Annotated in this window: 19 protein-coding genes; 17 read left to right on the top strand and 2 right to left on the bottom strand. The window is 33.7% G+C overall.

Going from position 1 to position 21,543, the window contains the following annotated elements:
• Positions 1 to 36: 36 nt before the first annotated feature.
• The 10 genes from BLV37_RS06005 (at position 37) to BLV37_RS05960 (ending at position 11,961) form a co-directional block, all read left to right on the top strand.
• Entirely contained in the window at positions 37 to 807 is a 771-nt protein-coding gene (locus BLV37_RS06005; RefSeq protein ID WP_091728685.1) for an ABC transporter ATP-binding protein, read from the top strand.
• The gene (locus tag BLV37_RS06000; RefSeq protein ID WP_091728682.1) at positions 791 to 1,495 is read left to right on the top strand and encodes an ABC transporter ATP-binding protein; all 705 of its coding nucleotides are present in this window, start codon (positions 791 to 793) and stop codon (positions 1,493 to 1,495) included. Before BLV37_RS06005 ends, BLV37_RS06000 begins: the two co-directional genes overlap by 17 nt.
• Positions 1,496 to 1,507: 12 nt before the next feature.
• A complete protein-coding gene (locus tag BLV37_RS05995; protein ID WP_091728679.1) occupies positions 1,508 to 2,374 on the top strand; it encodes a branched-chain amino acid ABC transporter permease in 867 nt (288 codons plus the stop codon).
• On the top strand, positions 2,371 to 3,387 hold the full coding sequence (locus tag BLV37_RS05990) for a branched-chain amino acid ABC transporter permease (protein WP_091728676.1): 1,017 nt from the start codon (positions 2,371 to 2,373) through the stop codon (positions 3,385 to 3,387). Before BLV37_RS05995 ends, BLV37_RS05990 begins: the two co-directional genes overlap by 4 nt.
• 372 nt (positions 3,388 to 3,759) lie before the next feature.
• Complete coding sequence (locus BLV37_RS05985) at positions 3,760 to 4,584, top strand: methyl-accepting chemotaxis protein (RefSeq protein ID WP_176967887.1); 825 nt, start codon at positions 3,760 to 3,762, stop codon at positions 4,582 to 4,584.
• Between the two features lie 17 nt (positions 4,585 to 4,601).
• Positions 4,602 to 5,633: a 3-oxoacyl-ACP synthase gene (locus BLV37_RS05980; RefSeq protein WP_091728671.1), complete on the top strand. Its 1,032-nt coding sequence runs from the start codon at positions 4,602 to 4,604 to the stop codon at positions 5,631 to 5,633.
• Positions 5,634 to 5,746: 113 nt separating this feature from the next.
• Positions 5,747 to 7,066 carry an acetyl-CoA hydrolase/transferase family protein gene (locus tag BLV37_RS05975; protein ID WP_091728669.1) on the top strand — a complete coding sequence of 440 codons (1,320 nt, stop codon included), beginning with the start codon at positions 5,747 to 5,749 and terminating at the stop codon, positions 7,064 to 7,066.
• Positions 7,067 to 7,122: 56 nt separating this feature from the next.
• Positions 7,123 to 7,941, top strand: a complete 819-nt coding sequence (locus tag BLV37_RS05970; protein ID WP_091728666.1) for an alpha/beta fold hydrolase — start codon at positions 7,123 to 7,125, stop codon at positions 7,939 to 7,941.
• 90 nt (positions 7,942 to 8,031) lie between these two features.
• Positions 8,032 to 9,735 carry a methyl-accepting chemotaxis protein gene (locus tag BLV37_RS05965; RefSeq protein WP_091728663.1) on the top strand — a complete coding sequence of 568 codons (1,704 nt, stop codon included), beginning with the start codon at positions 8,032 to 8,034 and terminating at the stop codon, positions 9,733 to 9,735.
• A 237-nt stretch (positions 9,736 to 9,972) separates the two neighbouring features.
• Positions 9,973 to 11,961, top strand: a complete 1,989-nt coding sequence (locus tag BLV37_RS05960; protein WP_091728661.1) for a methyl-accepting chemotaxis protein — start codon at positions 9,973 to 9,975, stop codon at positions 11,959 to 11,961.
• A 70-nt stretch (positions 11,962 to 12,031) separates the two neighbouring features.
• Here BLV37_RS05960 and BLV37_RS05955 read toward each other — a convergent pair whose 3' ends face one another.
• Entirely contained in the window at positions 12,032 to 12,961 is a 930-nt protein-coding gene (locus tag BLV37_RS05955; protein ID WP_091728657.1) for a serine hydrolase domain-containing protein, read from the bottom strand.
• Between the two features lie 191 nt (positions 12,962 to 13,152).
• Between BLV37_RS05955 and BLV37_RS05950 the strand changes: the two genes are divergently transcribed.
• From BLV37_RS05950 to BLV37_RS05930, 5 genes are all read left to right on the top strand, one after another.
• On the top strand, positions 13,153 to 14,646 hold the full coding sequence (locus BLV37_RS05950; protein WP_091728655.1) for a YjjI family glycine radical enzyme: 1,494 nt from the start codon (positions 13,153 to 13,155) through the stop codon (positions 14,644 to 14,646).
• Complete coding sequence (locus BLV37_RS05945) at positions 14,639 to 15,475, top strand: YjjW family glycine radical enzyme activase (protein ID WP_091728652.1); 837 nt, start codon at positions 14,639 to 14,641, stop codon at positions 15,473 to 15,475. The genes BLV37_RS05950 and BLV37_RS05945 overlap by 8 nt, the downstream gene beginning before the upstream one ends.
• A 184-nt stretch (positions 15,476 to 15,659) precedes the next feature.
• Positions 15,660 to 16,436 carry an ABC transporter permease gene (locus BLV37_RS05940; protein WP_091728650.1) on the top strand — a complete coding sequence of 259 codons (777 nt, stop codon included), beginning with the start codon at positions 15,660 to 15,662 and terminating at the stop codon, positions 16,434 to 16,436.
• Between the two features lies 1 nt (position 16,437).
• Positions 16,438 to 17,214: an ABC transporter permease gene (locus tag BLV37_RS05935; protein WP_091728647.1), complete on the top strand. Its 777-nt coding sequence runs from the start codon at positions 16,438 to 16,440 to the stop codon at positions 17,212 to 17,214.
• Positions 17,215 to 17,269: 55 nt separating this feature from the next.
• Positions 17,270 to 18,229, top strand: coding sequence for an ABC transporter ATP-binding protein (locus BLV37_RS05930; RefSeq protein WP_091728644.1), 960 nt, complete (start codon positions 17,270 to 17,272; stop codon positions 18,227 to 18,229).
• 60 nt (positions 18,230 to 18,289) lie between these two features.
• On the opposite strand, the gene BLV37_RS05925 is transcribed toward BLV37_RS05930, so the two are convergent.
• Positions 18,290 to 19,738 (bottom strand): S41 family peptidase, encoded by a 1,449-nt coding sequence (locus BLV37_RS05925; protein WP_091728642.1) that lies wholly within the window; start codon positions 19,736 to 19,738, stop codon positions 18,290 to 18,292.
• Positions 19,739 to 19,968: 230 nt separating this feature from the next.
• Here BLV37_RS05925 and BLV37_RS05920 point away from each other — a divergent pair, with 230 nt between their 5' ends.
• Both BLV37_RS05920 and BLV37_RS05915 read left to right on the top strand, forming a co-directional pair.
• Entirely contained in the window at positions 19,969 to 20,613 is a 645-nt protein-coding gene (locus BLV37_RS05920; protein ID WP_091728639.1) for a peroxiredoxin, read from the top strand.
• Between the two features lie 222 nt (positions 20,614 to 20,835).
• On the top strand, positions 20,836 to 21,402 hold the full coding sequence (locus tag BLV37_RS05915) for a biotin transporter BioY (protein WP_091728636.1): 567 nt from the start codon (positions 20,836 to 20,838) through the stop codon (positions 21,400 to 21,402).
• The last annotated feature ends 141 nt before the right edge of the window (positions 21,403 to 21,543 follow it).

The following is a 21,543-nucleotide window of genomic DNA, read 5'->3' as shown; positions in this document are numbered from 1 at the left end:
CAATAGAAATGGCTAATAGCAGAAAGGATGTATGAAATGGGTGAAACATTAATTCGTACTGAAAATTTAGGCATAAGTTTCGGAGCCCATAAAGCGGTAAACAAGGTTAATCTCGAATTAGAGAAAAACGTGTTTACTACCATACTCGGACCTAATGGGGCAGGAAAGACAACTTTATTTAACCTAATGAGTGGTCTTTTAAAGCCTACAGAGGGAAAAATCTTTTTCAAAGGGACAGACGTTACAAGTCTGTCCCCTATTGACCGAGTAAAAATGGGCATGGGCAGGTCGTTTCAATTAACAAATGTTTTTCCAAGCTTAACAGCTTACGAAAACGTTAGATTATCTATGCAGGCTCGTGAAAATGTAGGATATAAGATTTTTACGGATCATAGGAAATATAGTCAGTTAAACGAAAAGACAGAAGAAATCCTAGAAAGAGTACTATTAAAGGATAAAAAAGACTTTAAAGCAAGTGAATTAAGTCATGGTGAGCAGAGAAAGCTTGAATTAGGTATGGTTTTAGCTCTTGACCCAGAGGTACTATTATTAGATGAGCCTACTGCCGGCATGGCTATAGAAGAAGTACCAACTATGATAGACATACTTCAAAAAACGAAGAAGCAGGGAACTACTATAATTTTGATTGAGCACAAGATGGACATGGTAAAGACCCTTTCAGACAAATTAATTATTATAGTTAATGGAATGAAGCTTATTGAGGGGGATCCAGAAGCAGTTTCAAAAGATCCTGAGGTTCTTAAGGCTTATCTGGGAGGAGGGGTTCTAGATGACATCAATTCTTAAAACAGAAGATTTAGTATCATATATCGGACTTTATACTATTTTACAGGGTGTTAATGTAGAAGTAAATAAAGGTGAGGCCATAGCTATTTTAGGTAGGAATGGTGCAGGGAAAACCACCTTTTTAAAAACAATAATGGGACTAGTGAACACCCGAAGTGGATCTATTATGTTAGATGGTGAATCAATCGTTGGGGTACCAACTTATCATATAGCAAAAAAAGGAATAGGATACGTTCCAGAGGATTATGGAGTATTTGATGAATTAACTATTGAAGAGAATTTAAAAATTGCAATGTGGAAGGAAGACAAGGTAACACTTGATAGATTAGCACGTGTACTTGACCTGTTTCCTGACCTGAAAATAGCCTATAAAAGATTAGCTAAAACCCTTAGCGGGGGACAAAGACAAATGCTATCTATATCTAGAGCTTTATTAAATGATAATAAGATTATACTAATTGATGAACCTAGTAAGGGGCTAGCACCAGTAGTTATTGAAAGATTAGGGCTAGCACTTAGAGAAATCAGCAAGGAAAGTACTATTCTGTTAGTAGAGCAGAACTTTGCCTTAGCCTGTGCAGTAGCATCAAGATACTATATTATCGACGAGGGAAGAACTGTGCATGATGGGACTATAAAGGACCTAATAAAAGATACAGAGCTTCAGGCAAAGCATCTTGGAATTTAGAGGGAGGATACTATGGACATTATTGTAACACTTTTAATAAATGGTTTTGCAGAAGGTGCATTAATATTCTTGATGGCATCCGGGTTGTCTATTATTCTCGGCTTAATGGGAGTTGTAAACTTCACACATGGAACCTTATTCTTATGGGGTGGCTATGTCTTCATATGGATATATCATATGACAGGCAGCTTTATATTAGGCATACTAGCCGCTATAGTAGTAGTGTTCTTGCTGGGAATTTTCTTCGAAAAGCTATTTGTAAGCAGAGTATATGGTAATGTACCTGCACAAATACTTATTACACTTGGGCTTCAAGTAATATTTACAGACTTGGTACGTTTATTCTGGGGTGCAACTCCTATTGCTGTACTTAGACCAGATTTTCTTTCAGGTACCACTATAATAGGCGGAGTTACTATAGTTCATTACAGAATATTCTTAATAGCAGTAGGGCTAGTGGTTGCGTTAGGAATACACTTCCTATTAAATCGCACTAAGGTAGGTATGGTAATAAGAGCTGGAGTACAAAGACCGGACATGGTACAGGCATTAGGTAAAAATATCAGACTTTACTTTACCTTAGTATTTGCAGGAGGAGCTGCATTAGCAGGATTAGGCGGTGCTTTATATGCTCCACTAGTAGGCAACATGGTATCTACAGCCGGAGTATATAACCAGATATTAGCATTTATAGTGGTTGTTGTTGGCGGTATGGGCAGCTTTATAGGCTCGGCAATGGGAAGTATTTTCTTAGGACTAATGGGGGCAATAATAGGCTGGTATGCACCATCACTTGCTGTTGTAGCCAACGTAACGCTAATGGCATTAGTATTAGCCTTTAAACCACAAGGATTATTTGGATTGGCGGTGAAGAAATGATGACATTAGGAAAAAGCTTAAATAGAAAACACATTATACCTACAATAATATTGCTAGTTATACTATCGGTGATTCCATTTTTTTCTTCATTATCAATTATCAATTTGTTCACTAGAATTTTTATTTTAGCAGTATATGGAATGAGTTATGATATTTTAAGGGGTTATACGGGATTTATTAATCTTGGGCATGCGATGTTCTTTGGGAGCGGAGCATATATAGTTGGGATTCTATTTACAAACTTCGGGGCTAATATACCAGTATTTCTTTTAGCAATTATAGTTACAGTAGTTTTTTCATCAATATGCGCATTTCTTATGGGAAAGATCTCCCTAAGAGGTGGCGGAAATGTGCTTACAGCTACAATGATAACTATGGCCTTAGGTGAAATAGTTAGAAATAGTGCTGAGAGATGGAGAAGCGTAACGAATGGTGCTGACGGACTTACATTTAGAGTTCCAGATATCCTAAGAGATAGATTAATGTTTTATTACTTTGCATTACTGTTTTTAATAGTAATGGCAATAGTGTTAAGGAAGTTTATAATGTCACCAACAGGTAGAGTACTTTTAGCTATTCGTGAAAATGAGCAAAGAGCACAGTTTCTTGGCTATAATGTTGAAAAATACAAGCTTATTTCTTTACAGGTAGCTGGAATTGCTGGTGGACTTGCTGGGATAATGTTTGGTATATTCAATAGATTTGCCAATACAGACTTATTGTCTATACAGCAGACATTAAATGCATTGTTGTATACCTTAGTAGGTGGAACTGGAACCTTATATGGTGGAATAGTAGGTAGTGCTGTAGTGAATGTGGTCCAAAATATTCTATTAACATTGCGTTCAGTACATCCTATATTTGAAAGATGGCTAATATTCTTTGGTTCCATGTATGTACTGGTAGTTCTTTTTATGCCTCAGGGCTTTGTAGGGCTATGGCTCAAATATCGTGAAAATAAAAAAAGAAAAGATAAGGAAACAGCTAAAATAGAGGCTAGTTCCAGTAGCTAATTCTGTATAAAAATATTGGGAAATTTTCTGTGGGTAGGGCTAGCAATGAAACATTAATTTCCCCCAGGAAATTTATAGATATAGCAAAAAAGATGCTACCCTGCTGTGTAAGGTAGCTTCTTTTTTGCCCATAACTCATTAATAATGTACTTATTTCATACATGTTTTAAAAAGAGTACATATATAAAACATAAAAAGATAATACATCTGTGTCATTAATGGACAAAAAACATATAGTCTTATGTATTTATACACATTAGAAAAAATCATTCTAGGAAACGAATTAAAGTATAAAACTGGCATAAAAATTGCTGATATATTAAATTAGATAGAAAATTAATTATATTTAGATAAATGAAAAGGGGGAAAAAGATGAGTAATATTCTGGACAGTTTTGTAGCTGTTGCTCCCTATATAAACCAACTTACAAACACTGATTTTTCTGTTTCAGTATGTGATCTTGAAAAATGTCTTATATATGTTCCAAGTGAAAAGCAGGATCATAAAATAAGGAGTGGTTCTCCTCATGTAAAAAACTCAGTATCCTATGAAAGCATTATTAGTGGGAAAAAGGTTATTAGGAGAGTAGGAAGTGAAGTCTTTGGGTTTCCCTACATTGCAATAGCAATTCCTCTTCGTGATAATAATGACAAGGTTATTGGTTCTGTTGTATTTACTGAGGCTGTAGATAGACAAGATTTATTATTAGCATTAGCTGACAATCTTCACGATACAATGCAGCAAATGGTATCAATAACTGAGTCGATTTCAGAAAATTCTATAAAGCTTAAAGACGTAGGAGAAAGCCTTAGTCATATTACAGATGAATCCTTAAAAAGCGTAAGGGATACTGAAAACATACTTGGCTTTATAACAAGTATTTCAAATAAAACAAACATGCTAGGTCTAAATGCTGCCATAGAAGCGGCTAGGCTAGGTAAAGATGGCAGTGGGTTTATGGTAGTTGCAGAGGAAATCAGAAGTTTGGCCAATGCAACAAATGAATATATAAAAAATGCAGATAAAATTATTGGAGAGCTTAGAAAATCCACTAGCAAAATTACTGGAAGACTTGACGAGCTTTTAAGCATTTCCTCTAATCAAATAGACATAAACAATTACATTAGTATATTAGTAAAAGATATAAACGAAAGAGCAGAAAAGCTAAAAGAAAATGCTCAGCTATTGAGCGAATAAAAATAGGAGGGATTATGATGGATGCTAAAATTAATGTAGGTATAGTAGGAACAGGTATATATATTCCAGAAGGCAGAATGACAGCTAAGGAGATTTCAGAGGCTACTAATGGGCACTGGACTGAAGAAGCAGTAATAAACAAATTAGGGATTGTAGAAAAACCTATGCCTGGTGAAGATGATGGTACACAAGAAATGGGAGTAAAGGCTGGTTTAGATGCACTTAGAAGAACTGGAGTGGATCCAAAGGAAATAGATTTAGTCATATGTATGGGAGAAGAATGGAAGGAGTACCCTCTAACAACATCAGGAATTTACATTCAAGAAAAAATAGGAGCAACAAAAGCTTGGGCAATAGATGTTCAGCAAAGATGCTGTACTACTGTTGCTGCCATGAAAATAGCTAAGGATATGATGATCGCAAATGAAGATATAAACACTGTAATGGTAGTAGGTGGATATAGAAACGGTGATTTTGTCGATTATACAGATAAAGACATGTCAATGATGTATAATCTTTCAGCAGGTGGTGGAGCCATAATATTGAAGAAAAACTATAACAAGAATTTACTGCTTGGCACACATATAATGACAGATGGAACTATGGCAAGAGATGCAGGAGTAGAGTTTGGAGGAACTGCAAAGCCGATAACCTGTGACAATATTGATGAAGCTTACAAATCCTTAAGACTATTTGATGCAAAGCATATGAAGGATAGATTGAATGAGGTTTCTATGCCAAACTGGTACCATTGTATAGATAAAGCCTTTGAAAAATCAGGAGTATCAAAAGAAGAGCTAGGATATTTAGCTGTACTACATTTTAAATATTCACAGCACAAAGCAATGGTTGAATCCCTTGGTCTAACTGAAGAACAATCAATATATCTTTCTGATTATGGTCATATGGGGCAAGTAGATCAGATTCTTTCATTACATCTAGCACTAGAGCAAGGCAAAGTTAAAGACGGAACAGTTATATCTATGATAGCAGCTGGCATCGGATATGCATGGGCAGCTAATGTTATTAAATGGGGTAAAGCTGAATAAAAGCCTTACAATAACTGAAAGAATAACAGAAATATTAAGTTAACAGTTTTTAGTCATCTAAATAAAAATCTCTAATAGAGGTGACAAAACGACTGTATAGGAGGATTAGACATATGAATATCAAAGAAATTTATGAAAGCAAGCTTATAACAGTAGAAGAGGCATTAAACAAAATAAAGACAGATGACAATGTTGTATCTGCGCTTTCTGCTGCAGAGCCAAGAGAAATACTTTCAAAGCTTCATACAATAGGGGATAAAGTAAAAAATGTAAATGTAGCTACTTGTCTTCCAATGGGTAATTATGATTACTTTGTAAATCCGGAATATAGAGAAAGCTTCTTAATGGAAGGGTGGTTCTATAGTCCAGCAATAAGAAAAGCTCACAAAAATGGTAATGTGTCTTTCATACCTAATCATCTTCACCTAGCGGCACCAAAAAGAAATTTTCACAGAAAGCCAAATGTGTTTTTAGGAACAGGCTCTCTAATGGATAAGCATGGGTATATTTCTCTTTCTCTTAGTGCAACTTATGAGAGGGAAATGATTGAAGATGCTGATATTGTAATACTTGAAATCAATCCTAATATGCCAAGAACCTTTGGAGATACAATAATACATATTAGTGAGATTGATTATATAATAGAAGCAAATTATCCAGTACCACAGCTAGGAGTAGTAGAGCCTTCTGAAAAAGATAAAATAATAGGAAAATATATAGCCGAGCTAGTAGAAGATGGTTCAACTATACAGTTAGGCATAGGTGGTATTCCAAATGCAGTAGCAGCAGAGCTAATGCACAAGAAGGATTTAGGTATTCATACTGAAATGTTTACAGATGGCATGGTTGATTTATATGAAGCAGGAGTAATCACAGGAAAGTATAAAACTCTTATGCCTGGAAAGATGGTTGCTACCTTTGCTCTTGGAACGCAAAAGCTATATGATTTTATAGATGATAATCCAGCTGTTAACATAATGAGAGGTACTTGGGTAAATGACCCCTATGTAATAGGACAAAATTATAAGATGGTTTCTATAAACACTACATTGGAAATCGATTTAACAGGTCAATGCTGCTCTGAATCAATAGGCCATGTTCAATTCAGTGGAACTGGCGGCCAAGCAGATACTGCTATAGGAGCTCAAATGTCTAAAGGTGGAAAATCTATAATAGCCTTATATTCTACTGCTAATGTAAGGGTTCCTGGAAGTGATGAAAGAAAGACAATATCTAAGATAGTCACCAGACTCGCACATGGGGCTGCAGTTTCTCTTTCAAGAAATGATGTTGACTTTGTAGTGACTGAATATGGAGTAGCCTCTTTAAGAGGTACATCAATAAGAGATAGAGTAAAAGCTTTAATAGATATTGCACATCCGGATTTTAGAGATGAGCTTAGAGAAGAAGCAAAAGAATTGATGATATGGTAGAAGGCTTTAGTATTTTTCTAGGTTTGTCAGATAGCAAGTGTTAAGGAGGCCTGAATATGCCTAAAGTACTGATAAAAGGAAAAAACATTTATTACGAAATCTATGGCGAAGGAGAACCTCTAGTCCTATTAAATGGTATTATGATGAGCACAGGAAGCTGGACATCCTTTATAGATGTTCTCTCAAGCAACAATAAGCTAGTGCTAGTAGATTTCATAGATCAAGGACAATCAGATAAAGCAGAAGAACAATATACTCAAGATTCACATGTTGAAACTCTAAGGGAGCTGTTCAACATACTAGAGCTTGAAAAAGTTCATCTAATAGGAATTTCCTATGGTGGTGAAGTAGCTCAAAGATATGCATTAAAATACGAAGAAGGGCTTCATAGCCTTGTTTTAGCCAATACGACTAGCTATACTAACCATATGCTAAAGGATATTGGTGAGAGCTGGATAGCTGCAGCAAAAACCTATGATGGAAGCACTTTCTTTAAAGCAACTATGCCATATATTTATTCACCAGAGTTTTATGAAGAGAATATAGATTGGTTAAAGAATAGAGAGAAGGCATTTTCGGCATCTCTTAAACCTGACTGGTATGAGGGCTTTATTAGGCTAGTTAGAAGTGCAGAAGATTTAAATATTACTGAGGAAATACATAACATTAAAGTGCCTACACTTATAATGAGCTCAGAATATGATGCAACAACACCATTAAGGTATCAGGAAGAGATACAAAAAAGAATACGAAATTCAAAATTAATCCTTATTCAAGGCTGTGGACATGCAAGTATGTATGAAAAGCCCTATGAATTTGTCTCTGCAATACTAGGTTTTGTTAAAAGCTATAATAAAGAAATTAAAGTTGTCTAAAGAAATCAAAAAAGATCTAGGATTTATTCTGGGTCTTTTTGTATGAATAGTGAAAAGACTAGCAAAATGTTATTACAGGGAGGATAATGGATGATTAAATTAACTATAAGAAAAAAACTAGTAATTGTGTTTAGTGCTTTAAACATTTTAACCTTTATACTAGGGGCATTCAGTGTTTATAACCTAGCTATGGTAAATAATGAGATGAATACCCTGTATAATATGCATCTCAAAGGTGTTGAATATATTAAAGATGCACAAGTAAACCTAGTAACCATAGGTCAAGATCGTAATAATTTAATTTTAGCTCTAGGCTCCACAGTAAAAAAGAGGTATTCAGAGGAAATACAGAAATCCTTTCAAAGCTTTGAAGATAATATAAAAAGCTTTAAAGAAACTGTAATAGTTGAGGAAGGCTTGCAAACCTCTGATGAAATACTTAAATTATGGGAGCAGCTAAAACCTAAAGAAGAAAAAGTTATAGACCTAGTTTTAAAGGACAAGGTTGAAGATGCTCAATTGCAGTCATTAGAGAATTTAATCATCATGGATCAAATCAAAGTAAAAATCAATTTACTAGTCAAATTAAAAAACGAATTAGCTCAAAAAGCTGCAAATGAAAGTCAAATGGCATATTCTAAAATTAGAGTAATAACAATTATTATCATAGCATCAAATATACTAATTGGAATAGGGATAGCCTTTTATATGTCTAGAACAATTGGCACACCAATAATAAGAATGGCAGAGGCTACGAAGCAAATAGCAGAAGGAGATTTATCAGTTCAAAGCATAAAATTAAAGGTTAAAGATGAAGTCGGAGAATTAGCAAATTCATTTAATGCAATGACAGAAGGCTTAAGAGAAGTAATTAGAAACGTAGTAGATGCTTCGGGACAGGTTGCCGCTTTTAGTCAAGAGCTTTCTGCAGCTTCAGAAGAAACCACAGCTTCAACAGAAGAAGTAGCGTCTACAATAAATCAGCTAGCTATAGGAGCAGGAAAGCAGGCTCAGGATGCCTCAGAAGTAAGCGATGTAGTTCACCAAATGGCTGTAGGTATTCAAAACGTTTCAAGCAATGCAAATTTAGTTCTATCAATAAGCCTTAATGTGTCTAAGGAAGCAAACAATGGACTAGATGAGGCAAAAAAGGCAGTTGAAAAAATATACCAAATAAAAGAAATAACAGAAGAATCAGCAGTAAGCGTAAGGAGCCTAGGAGATGAATCTGTAAAAATAGGAGAAATAGTAGAGGTCATAAAGGGTATTTCAGATCAAACAAACTTGCTGGCTTTAAATGCTGCTATTGAAGCAGCACGTGCGGGAGAGCAAGGAAGAGGCTTTGCAGTAGTAGCAGAAGAGGTAAGGAAGCTAGCAGAAGACTCTACAGCATCTGCTTTACAGATATCAAGTTTAATTGAGAATATTCAAGATGAAACTAATAGAGTTGTTAAGATTATGGACATTACAATGGAAGAGGTATTAGAAGGAGTAGAAGCAGTAAGTAAAGCTGGAAGCTCCTTTGAGCTAATTTTTAAAGAAATTAATAATATGGGAAGAGAAATAGAGCATATAAATGCTTTGATACAACAAATTGCCGAAGGCAGCCAATCTGTAGATGAGTCTATAGAAAATATTGCATCAATTGCAGAGCAAACTGCAGCCTCAAGTGAAGAAGTAAGCGCAGCCTCAGAGGAGCAGGCTTCAGCTATGGTAGAGATAGCTAATTCAGCACAGGAATTGGCTAGACTAGCTGAGGAGCTACAGCTAAATATATCAGGATTTAGATTATAAAGAATATATTAATTAATTTTAAAAAAGTTTAAGATAAAAAAATTATCTTAAACTTTTTTGCATCCTAAAAGTGGTATAATGAACCAATTACATTGAAATAGTGCTACAAAATTTCTTAAAATTCACTATAAATTGTTGAATTTTACCTATATTTCAGTTATGATTAAGTTTAGAAGCGATAAATAAACCAGATTTTCAACAGAACAGGGGTTTTCTTTAAATTAAGGGGGGAGCAAGATGAAAAGCATAAAAACTAAGCTAGTAGTATACTTTTCAATTTTGATTTTATTGTCATCTATTGCCACAGGACTTATTGCTATAAATGTGTCTAGTAAATCTCTAACAAATGAAGCAGAAAAAACACTTTCCTCATTAGCTACAGAAAGTGCAAGGCTTATAGAGACCCGAATACAAGGTCGAATAGGGATCCTAGAAACTGTATCGGGAGTTACGGACATACAGACCATGTATTGGTATGCACAGTTACCTGTACTTAAACGAATAGTTGCAAAAACAGACTTTCTTGACATTGGAGTAGTTCAGCCTAATGGTACTGCTAATTATACTGATGGCTCGACTGCTAATCTAGGTGATAGAGATTATGTAAAAAAAGCTTTTAGTGGAGAAGCTAATGTATCAGACCTATTAATAAGTCGTGTAACAGGAGAGCCTGTTCTAATGTATGCTGCACCTATTGAAAGAGGTGGTAAGATAGTCGGTGTTTTAGTAGGCCGCATATCAGGTAATGCTTTGTCTGAGGCCATCCAGGATACTGGTTATGGGAATAAAGGGTATTCATATATTATTAGCGACACAGGTACAGTAGTTGCACATCCTGATGTAAGTAGAGTTTTAGCTCAAGAAAATCCTATTGAAAAAGCAGAAGAGGATATAGAGTTAGCACCTGTAGCTAAGCTTTTCAAGAAAATATTAGAAGAAAGAGAAGGTGTGAGTCCTTATTCCTTTAAAGGTAATAAATTATATGCTGGCTATTATCCTATAAAAGATAGCAACTGGATAATGGTTACTGTTGCAAATGAACAGGAGATGCTATCTTCCATCTCAGCTATGCAAATAGCAGTATTTACATCAACAGTTATTATTTTATTAATATGTATAGTGCTTACATACTTATTAGGAAACCAAATATCAAAGCATATTGTTTTAGCTGTTAAACATACGGAAAGAGTAGCAGGCCTAGATATTACTCAAGACTTGCCAGAAAAGATCCTGAAAAGCCAGGATGAAATTGGCAACTTAGCCAGATCAATGCAAAGCATAACAGACAATCTTAGAGGTATAATAGGTGAAATAGGTCATTCTGCAGAACAGGTATATCAAACCTCAGAAGAGCTATCAGCTGCATCACATCAATCATCTGCTTCTGCTGAAGAAGTAGCAAAAACAGCAGAGGAAATAGCAAGGGGTGCTTCTGATCAAGCTCATAATACTGAATTAGGCTCTAATAAAGCCATTGAATTAGGAGAGTGTATAGAAAAAGATTTAGGCTATATGATGGAATTAAACTCAGCTTCCAGTAGAGTAACAGAGGTTGTAAATGAAGGCTTATTAGAGATTGAAAATTTATCTAAAATAACAGAAGAAAGCAATAAAGCACAAAAAGAAATATATGAGGTTATATTAAAAACCAACGAAAGCTCAAATAAAATAGGACAAGCAAGTGATGTAATAGCATCCATAGCAGAGCAAACAAATCTATTGGCATTAAACGCAGCCATAGAAGCAGCTAGAGCAGGAGAATTAGGAAGGGGCTTTGCAGTAGTAGCAGAAGAAATAAGGAAGCTAGCAGAACAATCCTCATCTTCAACACAAGAAATTTTTGAAATGGTTGAGGAACTGTTGAAAAATTCACAGGATGCTGTTAAAACCATGGCAAGAGTATCAGATATATCTAAAGAACAAAGCCATAGTGTAATCAACAACAAAGATAAATACCTATTAGTGCTAGAATCAATGAAGGATACAGAAAAAGCCATAGAAAAACTAAATACTACAGGCAGAGAAATGGAAAAGATGAAAAATGAAATATTAGACACTCTACAAAATCTTTCAGCAATTGCACAAGAAAACTCTGCTGCTACAGAAGAGGTAACTGCATCTATGGAAGAGCAAACTGCTTCAATACAAGAAATAGCAAGCTCTAGTGAAGAGCTAGCAAACCTAGGAGAAACTCTAAAATCAATAATTGAAAGATTTAAGATATAAATTATTTAGCCCTTATACTAAGCAATAAAGCTAGTATAAGGGCTTTTTTAAACTTATATTCATCAGGCTTCTAAAACATCTTCAATATATATTTTCTCAGATAATATAAAGGTCTAAAGGAATCTTCATAGTTATCTGAAATAAATACAGCTACCATATTCTTACTAGGCACTACAAAAATAAACTGCCCACCATTACCCATAGCAAAATAAACAGTAACTATTTCCTTTGGATATTTAAAATCCTTCATCCACCATTGGTATCCATAATTCCCCATGGCTTTAGAAGCCAGCATTCCAGGCTTCAAGCTTTCCCTCACCCACTCTTTAGGAATAAGATAAGCATCTCCATATTTACCCATATCTAAATAAAGCTTCCCTATCTTAACCATGTCATAGGCAGACATTTCTATACCAAAGCCGCCATTACTATTACCCTGAGGATCACTCATCCATGTAATATTATTAATCCCCAATGGTTTAAATAAGTGCTTTTGTGCAAATGTATAAGCATTCATACCTGTGGACTGACTTATAATAGCAGAAAGGAGATGAGAGCCTCCCGAGCTATAATTAAACCTTTCACCAGGATTAGCTTCCATAGGTCTATCTAAAATAAAATTAACCCAATTATGACTTTGCATTAGCTCTGAAATAAAGGCCCAGTTATTAAACTCAGGCCAAGATATACCACTACTCATAGTTAAAAGATGATATATAGTAATATCCTTTTTTCTCTTATCTACACTATCCTTTTTCAGCTCAGGAAAATAATCAGAGATAGGCTGGTTTACACCTAATATTAACCCTTCGCTTATAGCTATACCTATGAGAGCAGATATTATACTTTTAGTACACGAATTTATTATAAATTTACTCTCTTTATACTCATCTTTTTTATTGTAATCCGCTACTATTTCTTCGTCTTTCATTATAACTAGGTTTAGGATATTTTCTTTTTTTATCCTATTAATTAGGTCTTCAAATAAAATTTCATTCATACAAACACCTTCTTTACACAGACATTACTATTATTATACTATTACATAAGTTTTTATTAAAGCTTTGTGACAATTGAACTTGTAAAAATTAAACAAAAAGTTTAAAATATATTGACAGACTAAAACTATGATACATTCAAAAACCTTAGGGTATAAATAAAATATAAATTATTTTAGATGGAGTGAAGGCTATGAGCAATATATTAGACATTATTAAAGACAAAACCTTAACCTTTGAGCAGAGAGTTGTTTCCCTTGCAAAAGCTGCAGAAAATAGTATAGACGTATTAGATATAAGTCCAGAAGCCCAAAAGCTTAGAGATGAGGGCATAATATGTGATCTTTTTGAAGGGAATGCACCCTATAGACCTAGGTATATAGTTCCTGATTATGAAAAATTCATGGAAAAAGGAAGTGAATTTTTAGGCTTAAAGCCAGCAAATGATATATGGGAGGCTACAAACAATCTACTGATTCTTTATAAGCATGTACCATCTATTACAACTTTTCCTGTGTATATTGGCAACATAGACACATTATTAGAGCCATATATAGAAGACGAAGAAGAAGCATATAAGGCTATAAAGCTGTTTTTATTGCATATAGATAGAACACTTACAGATTCCTTCTGCCACGCAAACATAGGACCAGAGGATACGAAAGCAGGTAGAATAATATTAAAAGCGCAAAGAGAACTAGAAACAGCTATTCCAAACATAACATTAAAATATAGTTTGAATACACCAGATGAACTTGCAATTGACTCTATAAATACAGCCTTAGTAACTGCTAAGCCTAGCTTTGCAAACCATGAAATGTTTTCAAGTGAATTTAACAACAACTATGCCATAGTAAGCTGCTATAATGGGCTTACAATAGGTGGTGGCAGCTATACATTAGTAAGACTTAATCTTGCAGGTTTAGCAAAGAAAGCTAAAGATGCAGAAGACTTTATAAACAATGTTTTACCATATGCGGTAGATAAAATGGCAGGATATATGGATGAAAGAGTAAAATTCATAGTTGAAGAAAGTGGCTTTTTCGAAACTCATTTTCTAGTAAAAGAAGGTTTATTGAATAAGGACAGATTTACAGCCATGTTTGGTATGTTTGGACTTGCAGAAGCTGTTAACTATTTTATAAATTCAGAAGTACAATCAGATAGATTTGGACATAGCCAAAGAGCAAATGAATTAGGAGTCAAGATAATAGCAAAACTTGAGGAAGAGGTAAATAAACACAATGCACCATACTGCCAAATTTCAGACAGTAAATATTTACTTCATGCACAAGTAGGCATAGAAACGGACTATGGTATAAGCCCAGGCTGTAGAATACCCATAGGTGAAGAACCTGATCTTAATATTCATATACCTCAAACAGCTATGTTTCATAAATATTTTCCATCTGGCATAGGGGATATATTCCCATTTGAGGAAACAGCAAAGAAAAATCCAGAATCTATATTAGATATTATCAAGGGAGCCTTTAGAGAAGGCATGAGATATTTCTCCCTTTATTCATCAGACAGTGATGTAATAAGAATAACAGGATATCTAGTAAAAAAATCAGACATGGAAAAACTAGCTAGAGGCGAACAAGTTCTTCAAGATACAGTAGTATTAGGACTAGGTTCTGCAAATAATGCTAGGATACTTGAAAGAAAGGTAAGGAAAAATGGTTAAGGGGTTAATAAATAAAATAATTCCCTTTAGCTTTGTAGATGGACCTGGGAATCGAATGGCAATATTTTTGCAAGGCTGCAATTTTAACTGCCTTTATTGTCACAATCCAGAGACTATAAATCCATGCAACAATTGTGGATTATGTGTTAATGCCTGTCATTACAATGCTCTCTCTATAGAAAATGGAGCGGTAGTATGGAACAAAAATGCCTGTCAACAATGTGATGAATGCATAAAGGCATGTAATAGAAATAGTTCACCTAAAGTAACTTCAATGACAGTTGAAGAAGTTGTTAATGAAATAAAAAAAGTAAAATCCTTTATATCAGGCATAACAGTTTCAGGTGGAGAATGTACTCTTCAATCAGAGTTTCTAACGGAACTATTTAGGGAAGTGAAAAAACTTGGATTAACAACCTTTGTAGATACAAATGGATATATACTACTTGAAGATAAAAAAGACTTTTTAGGAGTCATGGACAAAGCTATGGTAGATATGAAATCTTTTGATAGAGAAGAGCATAAAATGCTTACTGGAAAAGACAATGAAACTGTTCTAAAAAATATCAGATACCTAGCTAGCATAGATAAGCTTTACGAGGTAAGAACTGTTATAGTACCAGAAGTATTAGAGAATTATTATAATGTTGATAATATAAGCAGACTAATAGCAGAGCTAAATCCTAAAATTAGATACAAGATTATAAAATACAGACCACTAGGAGTTAGAACAAATTTAATACAAAGCTATACTCCCTCAGACCAAATGATGAAAGAGCTTTATTGTATAGCAAAAGGAAATGGTTTAGAGGATATAGTGCTATTATAAGGAAAAATAATAGGCTTGCCATTAAATATTATATAATGGTAAGCTTTTTATTTTATTTATTCTTCTAAAACATATTGAACATACAAAATATGTATGATATACTGATTATCCGTTCACTATTGGGACCTTATCTACCCAATAAAAATCGCATTTCACAAAATCTATTTACAATTTAATACTGGAGGTGGTTAGTATTTTTAGAGGATTAGAGCTTGCAAAAAAGTCCTTTGAAAGGGATCGTGTCTATCTACTAAATCATATTGTTAACAATATTGGCAGTATTATATTTGGCTATATAAACATTCGGATTTGGCTTGCAGTATTAGGGAATACAAGTGAAGGCATGGAAGCAGTAACATATCAAATGGTCAATCAGGCTGGATTGTGGATTGTAATGTTTATTCCTTATGGATGTTACATACCAAGAAAAGTTCAAGATGGCTCAATTGCATACGAGATGCTGAGACCATATGGACTCTTATACGGTAGCTTTTTTGAAATCTTAGGTCATATTGCTTACAACTTCTTATTCCGTTCAATACCTATTTTTCTTTTCGGTGTATTAGTCATGGGAGTTTCTCTTCCAAGTGTTCATCAAATTTTACCATACTTAATAACATTATTTAATGGAATTCTTATATCTTTTTTAATTAACTATTTTATTGGGCTTTGGAGTATTAAATTTCTATCTATTAGTGGTATTCAAATGCTTTATTATTTTGGATGCACATTGTTTAGTGGTGCTTTTATTAGCCTGAAATACTATCCTGTATCTTTTCAAAGCATAGTTATGAACTTGCCCTTCGCATATACTTCATATGTACCTACCGCAGTTTATCAAGGACAATTTAGTCTATTAAATGCCTGCATAAATCAGTGGGCATGGATAATATTTTTATTTATTACTGCCTATTTACTAACATCAGTATTAACAAAAAAGATGGCTATTCAGGGAGGTTAGCATGGGACTCTTTTTAACACTCTTTAAGGCTTCTTTTAAAAGTGAAGCTCAGTATAGATTTGACTTTCTTATCAATATACTTGGAAACATATTAGGACTCCTAGGAGATTTTATTATTGTGGTGTTTATATTAATGCGTTTTAAAAACATTAACGGTTGGCTTCTCCATGAGGTTGCATTAATGTATTCCGTCATAGAATTTGGCTTTGGAATGTATAGATTAATAGGCGATGGATTTAATAATTTTGAATTGTTAATCCTTTCAGGCAAATTTGATACATTGCTTATTAGACCAGCACCAGCACTTGTACAAGTTATGTTACAGAAAGTTGATTTAAAAAGGCTTGGTATGGTAGCTCAAGCATTAGGGGTAGGAATATGGGGTCTACAAAGATGTTCTTTTATAAATAACAGTTTTTATTTTTATTTGCCCCTGTTGTTACTAGCCTCTGTAATAATTAATATGCAAATAGGCATCATACTTGCAGCTGTAGCTTTTTGGACAGGAAAAAATGAGGATATAGTAGTACTTGGACACTATTCTACAAGAACTGCTGCTGCATACCCTGCAACAATCTATAATAATATATTTCGCCATATACTAACCTTTGTAATACCTTTCTTTTCTTTAACCTACTATCCCCTAGTATATTACACTGGGAGATCTGGTAATGCCTTTTACTTATTGGCTCCTTTATTTGGAATAATAGCTATGACACCCATATCATATTTAATATGGAGCTTAGGAATAAAAAGATATTCAAGTACGGGAACCTAGAGCATACATTTTTATTGTACTTCTAACAAAATTAAATGATTGGGGGAGAATAGCAATGGAGTTTATTACTGTAAAAGGGTTAAAGAAGGATTATATTGTATATGAGAAGAAAAATCTTTTTCGAAGAAATAAAAGAAAAATAGAAGCTCTTAAAGAGATTGACTTTACAGTAAAAAAAGGTGAGTTTTTAGGCTATGTAGGACCAAATGGGGCAGGTAAATCTACAACTATTAAAATACTTACAGGGATTATGACTCCAAGCGATGGCATAGTTAAAGTAGACGGGTACATACCCTATAGAGATAGAAAAAAGTATGTAAGGAATATAGGTGTAGTTTTCGGGCAAAAAACTCAGATGTGGTGGGACTTACCTGTAATAGACACCTATGAACTTTTAAGGGGAATATATAAGGTAGATGAAAAAAAGTATAAAAAGCAATTAGAATATTTAGTAGACAAGCTGTTTCTGCAAGATATTTTGAAACAGCCTGTAAGACAGCTAAGTTTAGGTCAAAGAATGAGAGCCGAGCTAGGTGCATGTATGATTCATGACCCTGATATACTTTTTCTTGATGAGCCTACCATTGGTTTAGATGTAGTGTCTAAGCACAGGGTTGTAGATTTTTTACAAGAAATTAATAAAAAAGGAAAGACTATTTTTTTAACGACACATGATATGAAAGATATAGAGAAATTATGTAATGAAATGCTAGTATTAAATCATGGAGATATTGTATATAAAGGTAAAGTAGAAGAACTTAAGACGATAGGAAAATTACCAATTAAAATTGTTGCACAAATGAAACGAAATGGCTACAATGACTTATTTATGGAGATAATATCTCAACACTCAGGTACTTATGATGACCAAAAATCACAGCTTGTTCTAAATCTGAAGAATAAAAAGGAGATTTCTGAAATAGCCAAGATTCTTTTTAACAACTTTGATATAGATGATTTCAGCGTTCAAGAGCCTAGCATTGAAGAAGTTATTAAAACCATATATACGAGCTAAAAACAATTAGGGGACGATTTTCTTCGTCCCCAATACTATATCAATATAAAATGCATCAAATTATTGATTACTATCATTTATTAGCTCAAGAACCTTTTCCATAGCTAGGTCCTTTTTATTTAAATAATCATCTATTGTGTATCTTACCTGGAAATCAGGGTATAAGGCATCCTCATATCTTTTAGCTTCATTAGGTCTAATCCATTGAGAATATGAAACAAAGTACATAAGCTTTGAGTTTTTTAGCTGAAAAGAAAGTATATCTCCATAGGAAGTAGGTGCATTACCAGAAGGTTCACCAACAATGGTGCCTATTTCACTATCAGATATTATGACTCCAAACCAATTTCCTGATGAAAAAGTCCCATTATCTATTAGAACATAAATATCTCCATCAAATAGAAAGTCCTTCATTTTATTATTCATCCTTAAACCGGGTGGATTGCTCATAGTTCCTTTGGTTTTTACATATCCTCTTTGCTCTGAGCCTTGCTGGGATAGTCTTCTTAAAGAGCCATAGGAAGCATACTTATCTACATCTACATATTTTAAGAACTCATCAAGAACACTAGAATTTCCACCTGTATTTTGTCTAACATCTGCCACTATGCTTTTTATATTGTTTTTCTGTATATCCTCAAACATAATTTGAAGGAAATGTCTATATTCAGCAGAGTTGTCACAGGATTTTAATACAAAGTGGCACAGGCTATTATCCATATCTAAATGATATAAAAATTGTGGATTATAGGCAGTGTCCTGTGGATAAGTCTTATATGTTTTAGTGCTTTGACTTTCATTAATAGGTTTAAAGTAAACATCTCCAAACTTCATCTCTACAGTGATATTTTCTCCATTACGATTTACTACCACATCTATTTTTTTATTGTTTATTTCCGCTCCCATTTGAGTTAATGTAGATTGAAGTAAAGCGTATTTCTCAAAATTATAATTTGTCCAATATATATTTTCAGAGGGTATTCTTTTTTGACTCTTTTCATATATTTCTTTAATTGGTACTCCACCAAAAGATATTATTTTATCCTTTGGCTCTAAGTCTTTGCCTTCCAATACATAGAATGTATCATCAATTACCTTAATAGCCATAGGAAGGGACAAATCTAAGGAATAAAATCCTCTAACAGCTGTATGAGCATCCTCTAGCATACATGCCAACTCAGAGGCTACTATTGTAAAATCAGAAACCGTCATAGGCTCCTTTATTATTTCATTTGCAGCCTCAAAAGCCTTTAACATTTCATCACTAAGTCCCTCTATTGTTTTTGGATGTACTTCTTCTAAATCCTTTTTTAACTGTAGCAGGTCTTCTTTCATTTCTTCTGGAGAAAGGACTTCATCAATACCCCTACCTATTGCAAATTGTGGATAGGCAGGCTCCTTAAATACAATATTTGATAGACCATTATTATGAATAAAAAATCCTATGCCTATTATGATTACCACTATACTAAACAAGACTATTAATGAATATTTTAAATTTTTGTTCATATATACCTCCTAAATCTTCTTTTTATAGTTTATATATGTAAAGCTAAGGCATTAGCTTTTAATCTACAATAGACAAACATTTAACAAAACTATACTTAACAAACATTATATAGTAAGACTCTCCAAAAATCATTAAAGCTTTCATATTTCTATTTATTAATGATTATACTCACAAAACAAATCTAAATCATAATATATAGTAAAGTATATTATATTTGGTGGTGTATATTATGATTGATAGCAATTGTCTTAAGATAGGAATGAAGGCTCCCGATTTTACAGCTCAAACTACCTTTGGCCCACTTAAATTTTCAAGTCTTAGGGGAAAATGGGTAGTGCTTTTCTCACATCCTGGAGACTTTACCCCTGTGTGAACCACAGAATTCATTGCTTTGGCAAAGCATAATAATCAATTTGTAAGGAGAAATACACAGCTATTAGGATTAAGCATAGACAGTAATCCATCTCATTTAGCTTGGGTATATAATATATATCAAAACACAGGTATTCAAATACCTTTCCCAATAATTACAGATAGAGATGGAAGTATTTCAAGACAATATGGAATGTTTGCTCCTGACGTAAGCACAACTCAAACAGTAAGAAATGTGTTTTTTATTGATGAAAACCAGATAGTTAGAGCCATACTTGTTTATCCTCTCACAAATGGTAGAAACGTGCCAGAAATGATTAGAATTATAGATGCTCTACAGACAACAGACAGAGAAAAAGTAGCAACTCCTGCTGATTGGGTTCCAGGCTGTCCTGTAGTAGTTCCTGCACCACAAACCTTTGAGGATTTATTAAAGAGAGTAGAGGGAGAAGAGGGGCTTTGCTGTATGGATTGGTATTTGTGTTATAAAAATCTAAGCTAAAAATAAATGTGGATAGCAATAACAATATGTCTACATTTGTTTTTAAAACTATTCAAAATCATAGCTAAACAAGAGAATCCTAAATAAAGGATTCTCTTTTATAAAATAACAAATCAATGCTCTTACTCATTGTCAACCAAAAACAAAAACATAGTTGACAATAAAGAAATTCTAATATACAATTAGAGCATAAATTCACAAAGAGCATAGGAGGAATACATAATGAAAATCACAACAAGAGATATGATATTAATTGGACTATTTGCTGCGCTTACGGCAGTAGGAGGATTTTTAAAGATTCCAACACCAGTAGTACCTTTTACTCTTCAAGTATTATTTTGTGCGTATGCAGGTGTTTTTCTAGGTTCAAAAAATGGATTAATATCACAGCTACTATATGTAATCATTGGATTAGCAGGCATACCTATTTTCTCTAAGGGCGGTGGGCTTGCATATATATATGAACCAACCTTTGGATATATATTAGGTCTTATTTTATGTGCTTTCATAATAGGCAAAGTTACAGAAGGGGCTAAAGAGTGCAGGTTTATAAGATTTTTCATTGCTTCAATTGCTGGTCTAACTGCAGTCTATATTATTGGAGTACCATATCTTTATTTTATGATAAATAGAGTAGCAGAAGTACCTATTACATTTTCAGCTGCTATAAAAATGGGCCTAATTCCTTTTATAGTTCAAGATATAATAAAATGCATTATAGTTGCAGTTACTGCAGTTAAAATCGTACCTATATTAGGACGTTTGGGTTATATTCCCAAGAAATCATAGTTTAATAGATGATCTGATAAGAATCAAAAACAAGTAAAAAGTTTGAAATATAATTACAACATTAACCTGCTTGACAACAAATATCAAATATTGTATATTATAATAATTAAAGTCAATATACTTATGCAGGGGAGTAACTAG

It is taken from the genome of Proteiniborus ethanoligenes, from assembly GCF_900107485.1.
GTDB lineage: Bacteria > Bacillota > Clostridia > Tissierellales > Proteiniboraceae > Proteiniborus > Proteiniborus ethanoligenes.
The sequence above is the reverse complement of the archived record's forward strand: the minus strand, read 5'-3'. Positions and strand labels throughout refer to the sequence as shown.

Coding starts and splice junctions, on each gene's coding strand:
- BLV37_RS06005 (WP_091728685.1), top strand. CDS start 37: ATGGGTGAAACATTAATTCGTACTGAAAATTTAGGCATAAGTTTCGGA.
- BLV37_RS06000 (WP_091728682.1), top strand. CDS start 791: ATGACATCAATTCTTAAAACAGAAGATTTAGTATCATATATCGGACTT.
- BLV37_RS05995 (WP_091728679.1), top strand. CDS start 1,508: ATGGACATTATTGTAACACTTTTAATAAATGGTTTTGCAGAAGGTGCA.
- BLV37_RS05990 (WP_091728676.1), top strand. CDS start 2,371: ATGATGACATTAGGAAAAAGCTTAAATAGAAAACACATTATACCTACA.
- BLV37_RS05985 (WP_176967887.1), top strand. CDS start 3,760: ATGAGTAATATTCTGGACAGTTTTGTAGCTGTTGCTCCCTATATAAAC.
- BLV37_RS05980 (WP_091728671.1), top strand. CDS start 4,602: ATGGATGCTAAAATTAATGTAGGTATAGTAGGAACAGGTATATATATT.
- BLV37_RS05975 (WP_091728669.1), top strand. CDS start 5,747: ATGAATATCAAAGAAATTTATGAAAGCAAGCTTATAACAGTAGAAGAG.
- BLV37_RS05970 (WP_091728666.1), top strand. CDS start 7,123: ATGCCTAAAGTACTGATAAAAGGAAAAAACATTTATTACGAAATCTAT.
- BLV37_RS05965 (WP_091728663.1), top strand. CDS start 8,032: ATGATTAAATTAACTATAAGAAAAAAACTAGTAATTGTGTTTAGTGCT.
- BLV37_RS05960 (WP_091728661.1), top strand. CDS start 9,973: ATGAAAAGCATAAAAACTAAGCTAGTAGTATACTTTTCAATTTTGATT.
- BLV37_RS05955 (WP_091728657.1), bottom strand. CDS start 12,961: ATGAATGAAATTTTATTTGAAGACCTAATTAATAGGATAAAAAAAGAA.
- BLV37_RS05950 (WP_091728655.1), top strand. CDS start 13,153: ATGAGCAATATATTAGACATTATTAAAGACAAAACCTTAACCTTTGAG.
- BLV37_RS05945 (WP_091728652.1), top strand. CDS start 14,639: ATGGTTAAGGGGTTAATAAATAAAATAATTCCCTTTAGCTTTGTAGAT.
- BLV37_RS05935 (WP_091728647.1), top strand. CDS start 16,438: ATGGGACTCTTTTTAACACTCTTTAAGGCTTCTTTTAAAAGTGAAGCT.
- BLV37_RS05930 (WP_091728644.1), top strand. CDS start 17,270: ATGGAGTTTATTACTGTAAAAGGGTTAAAGAAGGATTATATTGTATAT.
- BLV37_RS05925 (WP_091728642.1), bottom strand. CDS start 19,738: ATGAACAAAAATTTAAAATATTCATTAATAGTCTTGTTTAGTATAGTG.
- BLV37_RS05915 (WP_091728636.1), top strand. CDS start 20,836: ATGAAAATCACAACAAGAGATATGATATTAATTGGACTATTTGCTGCG.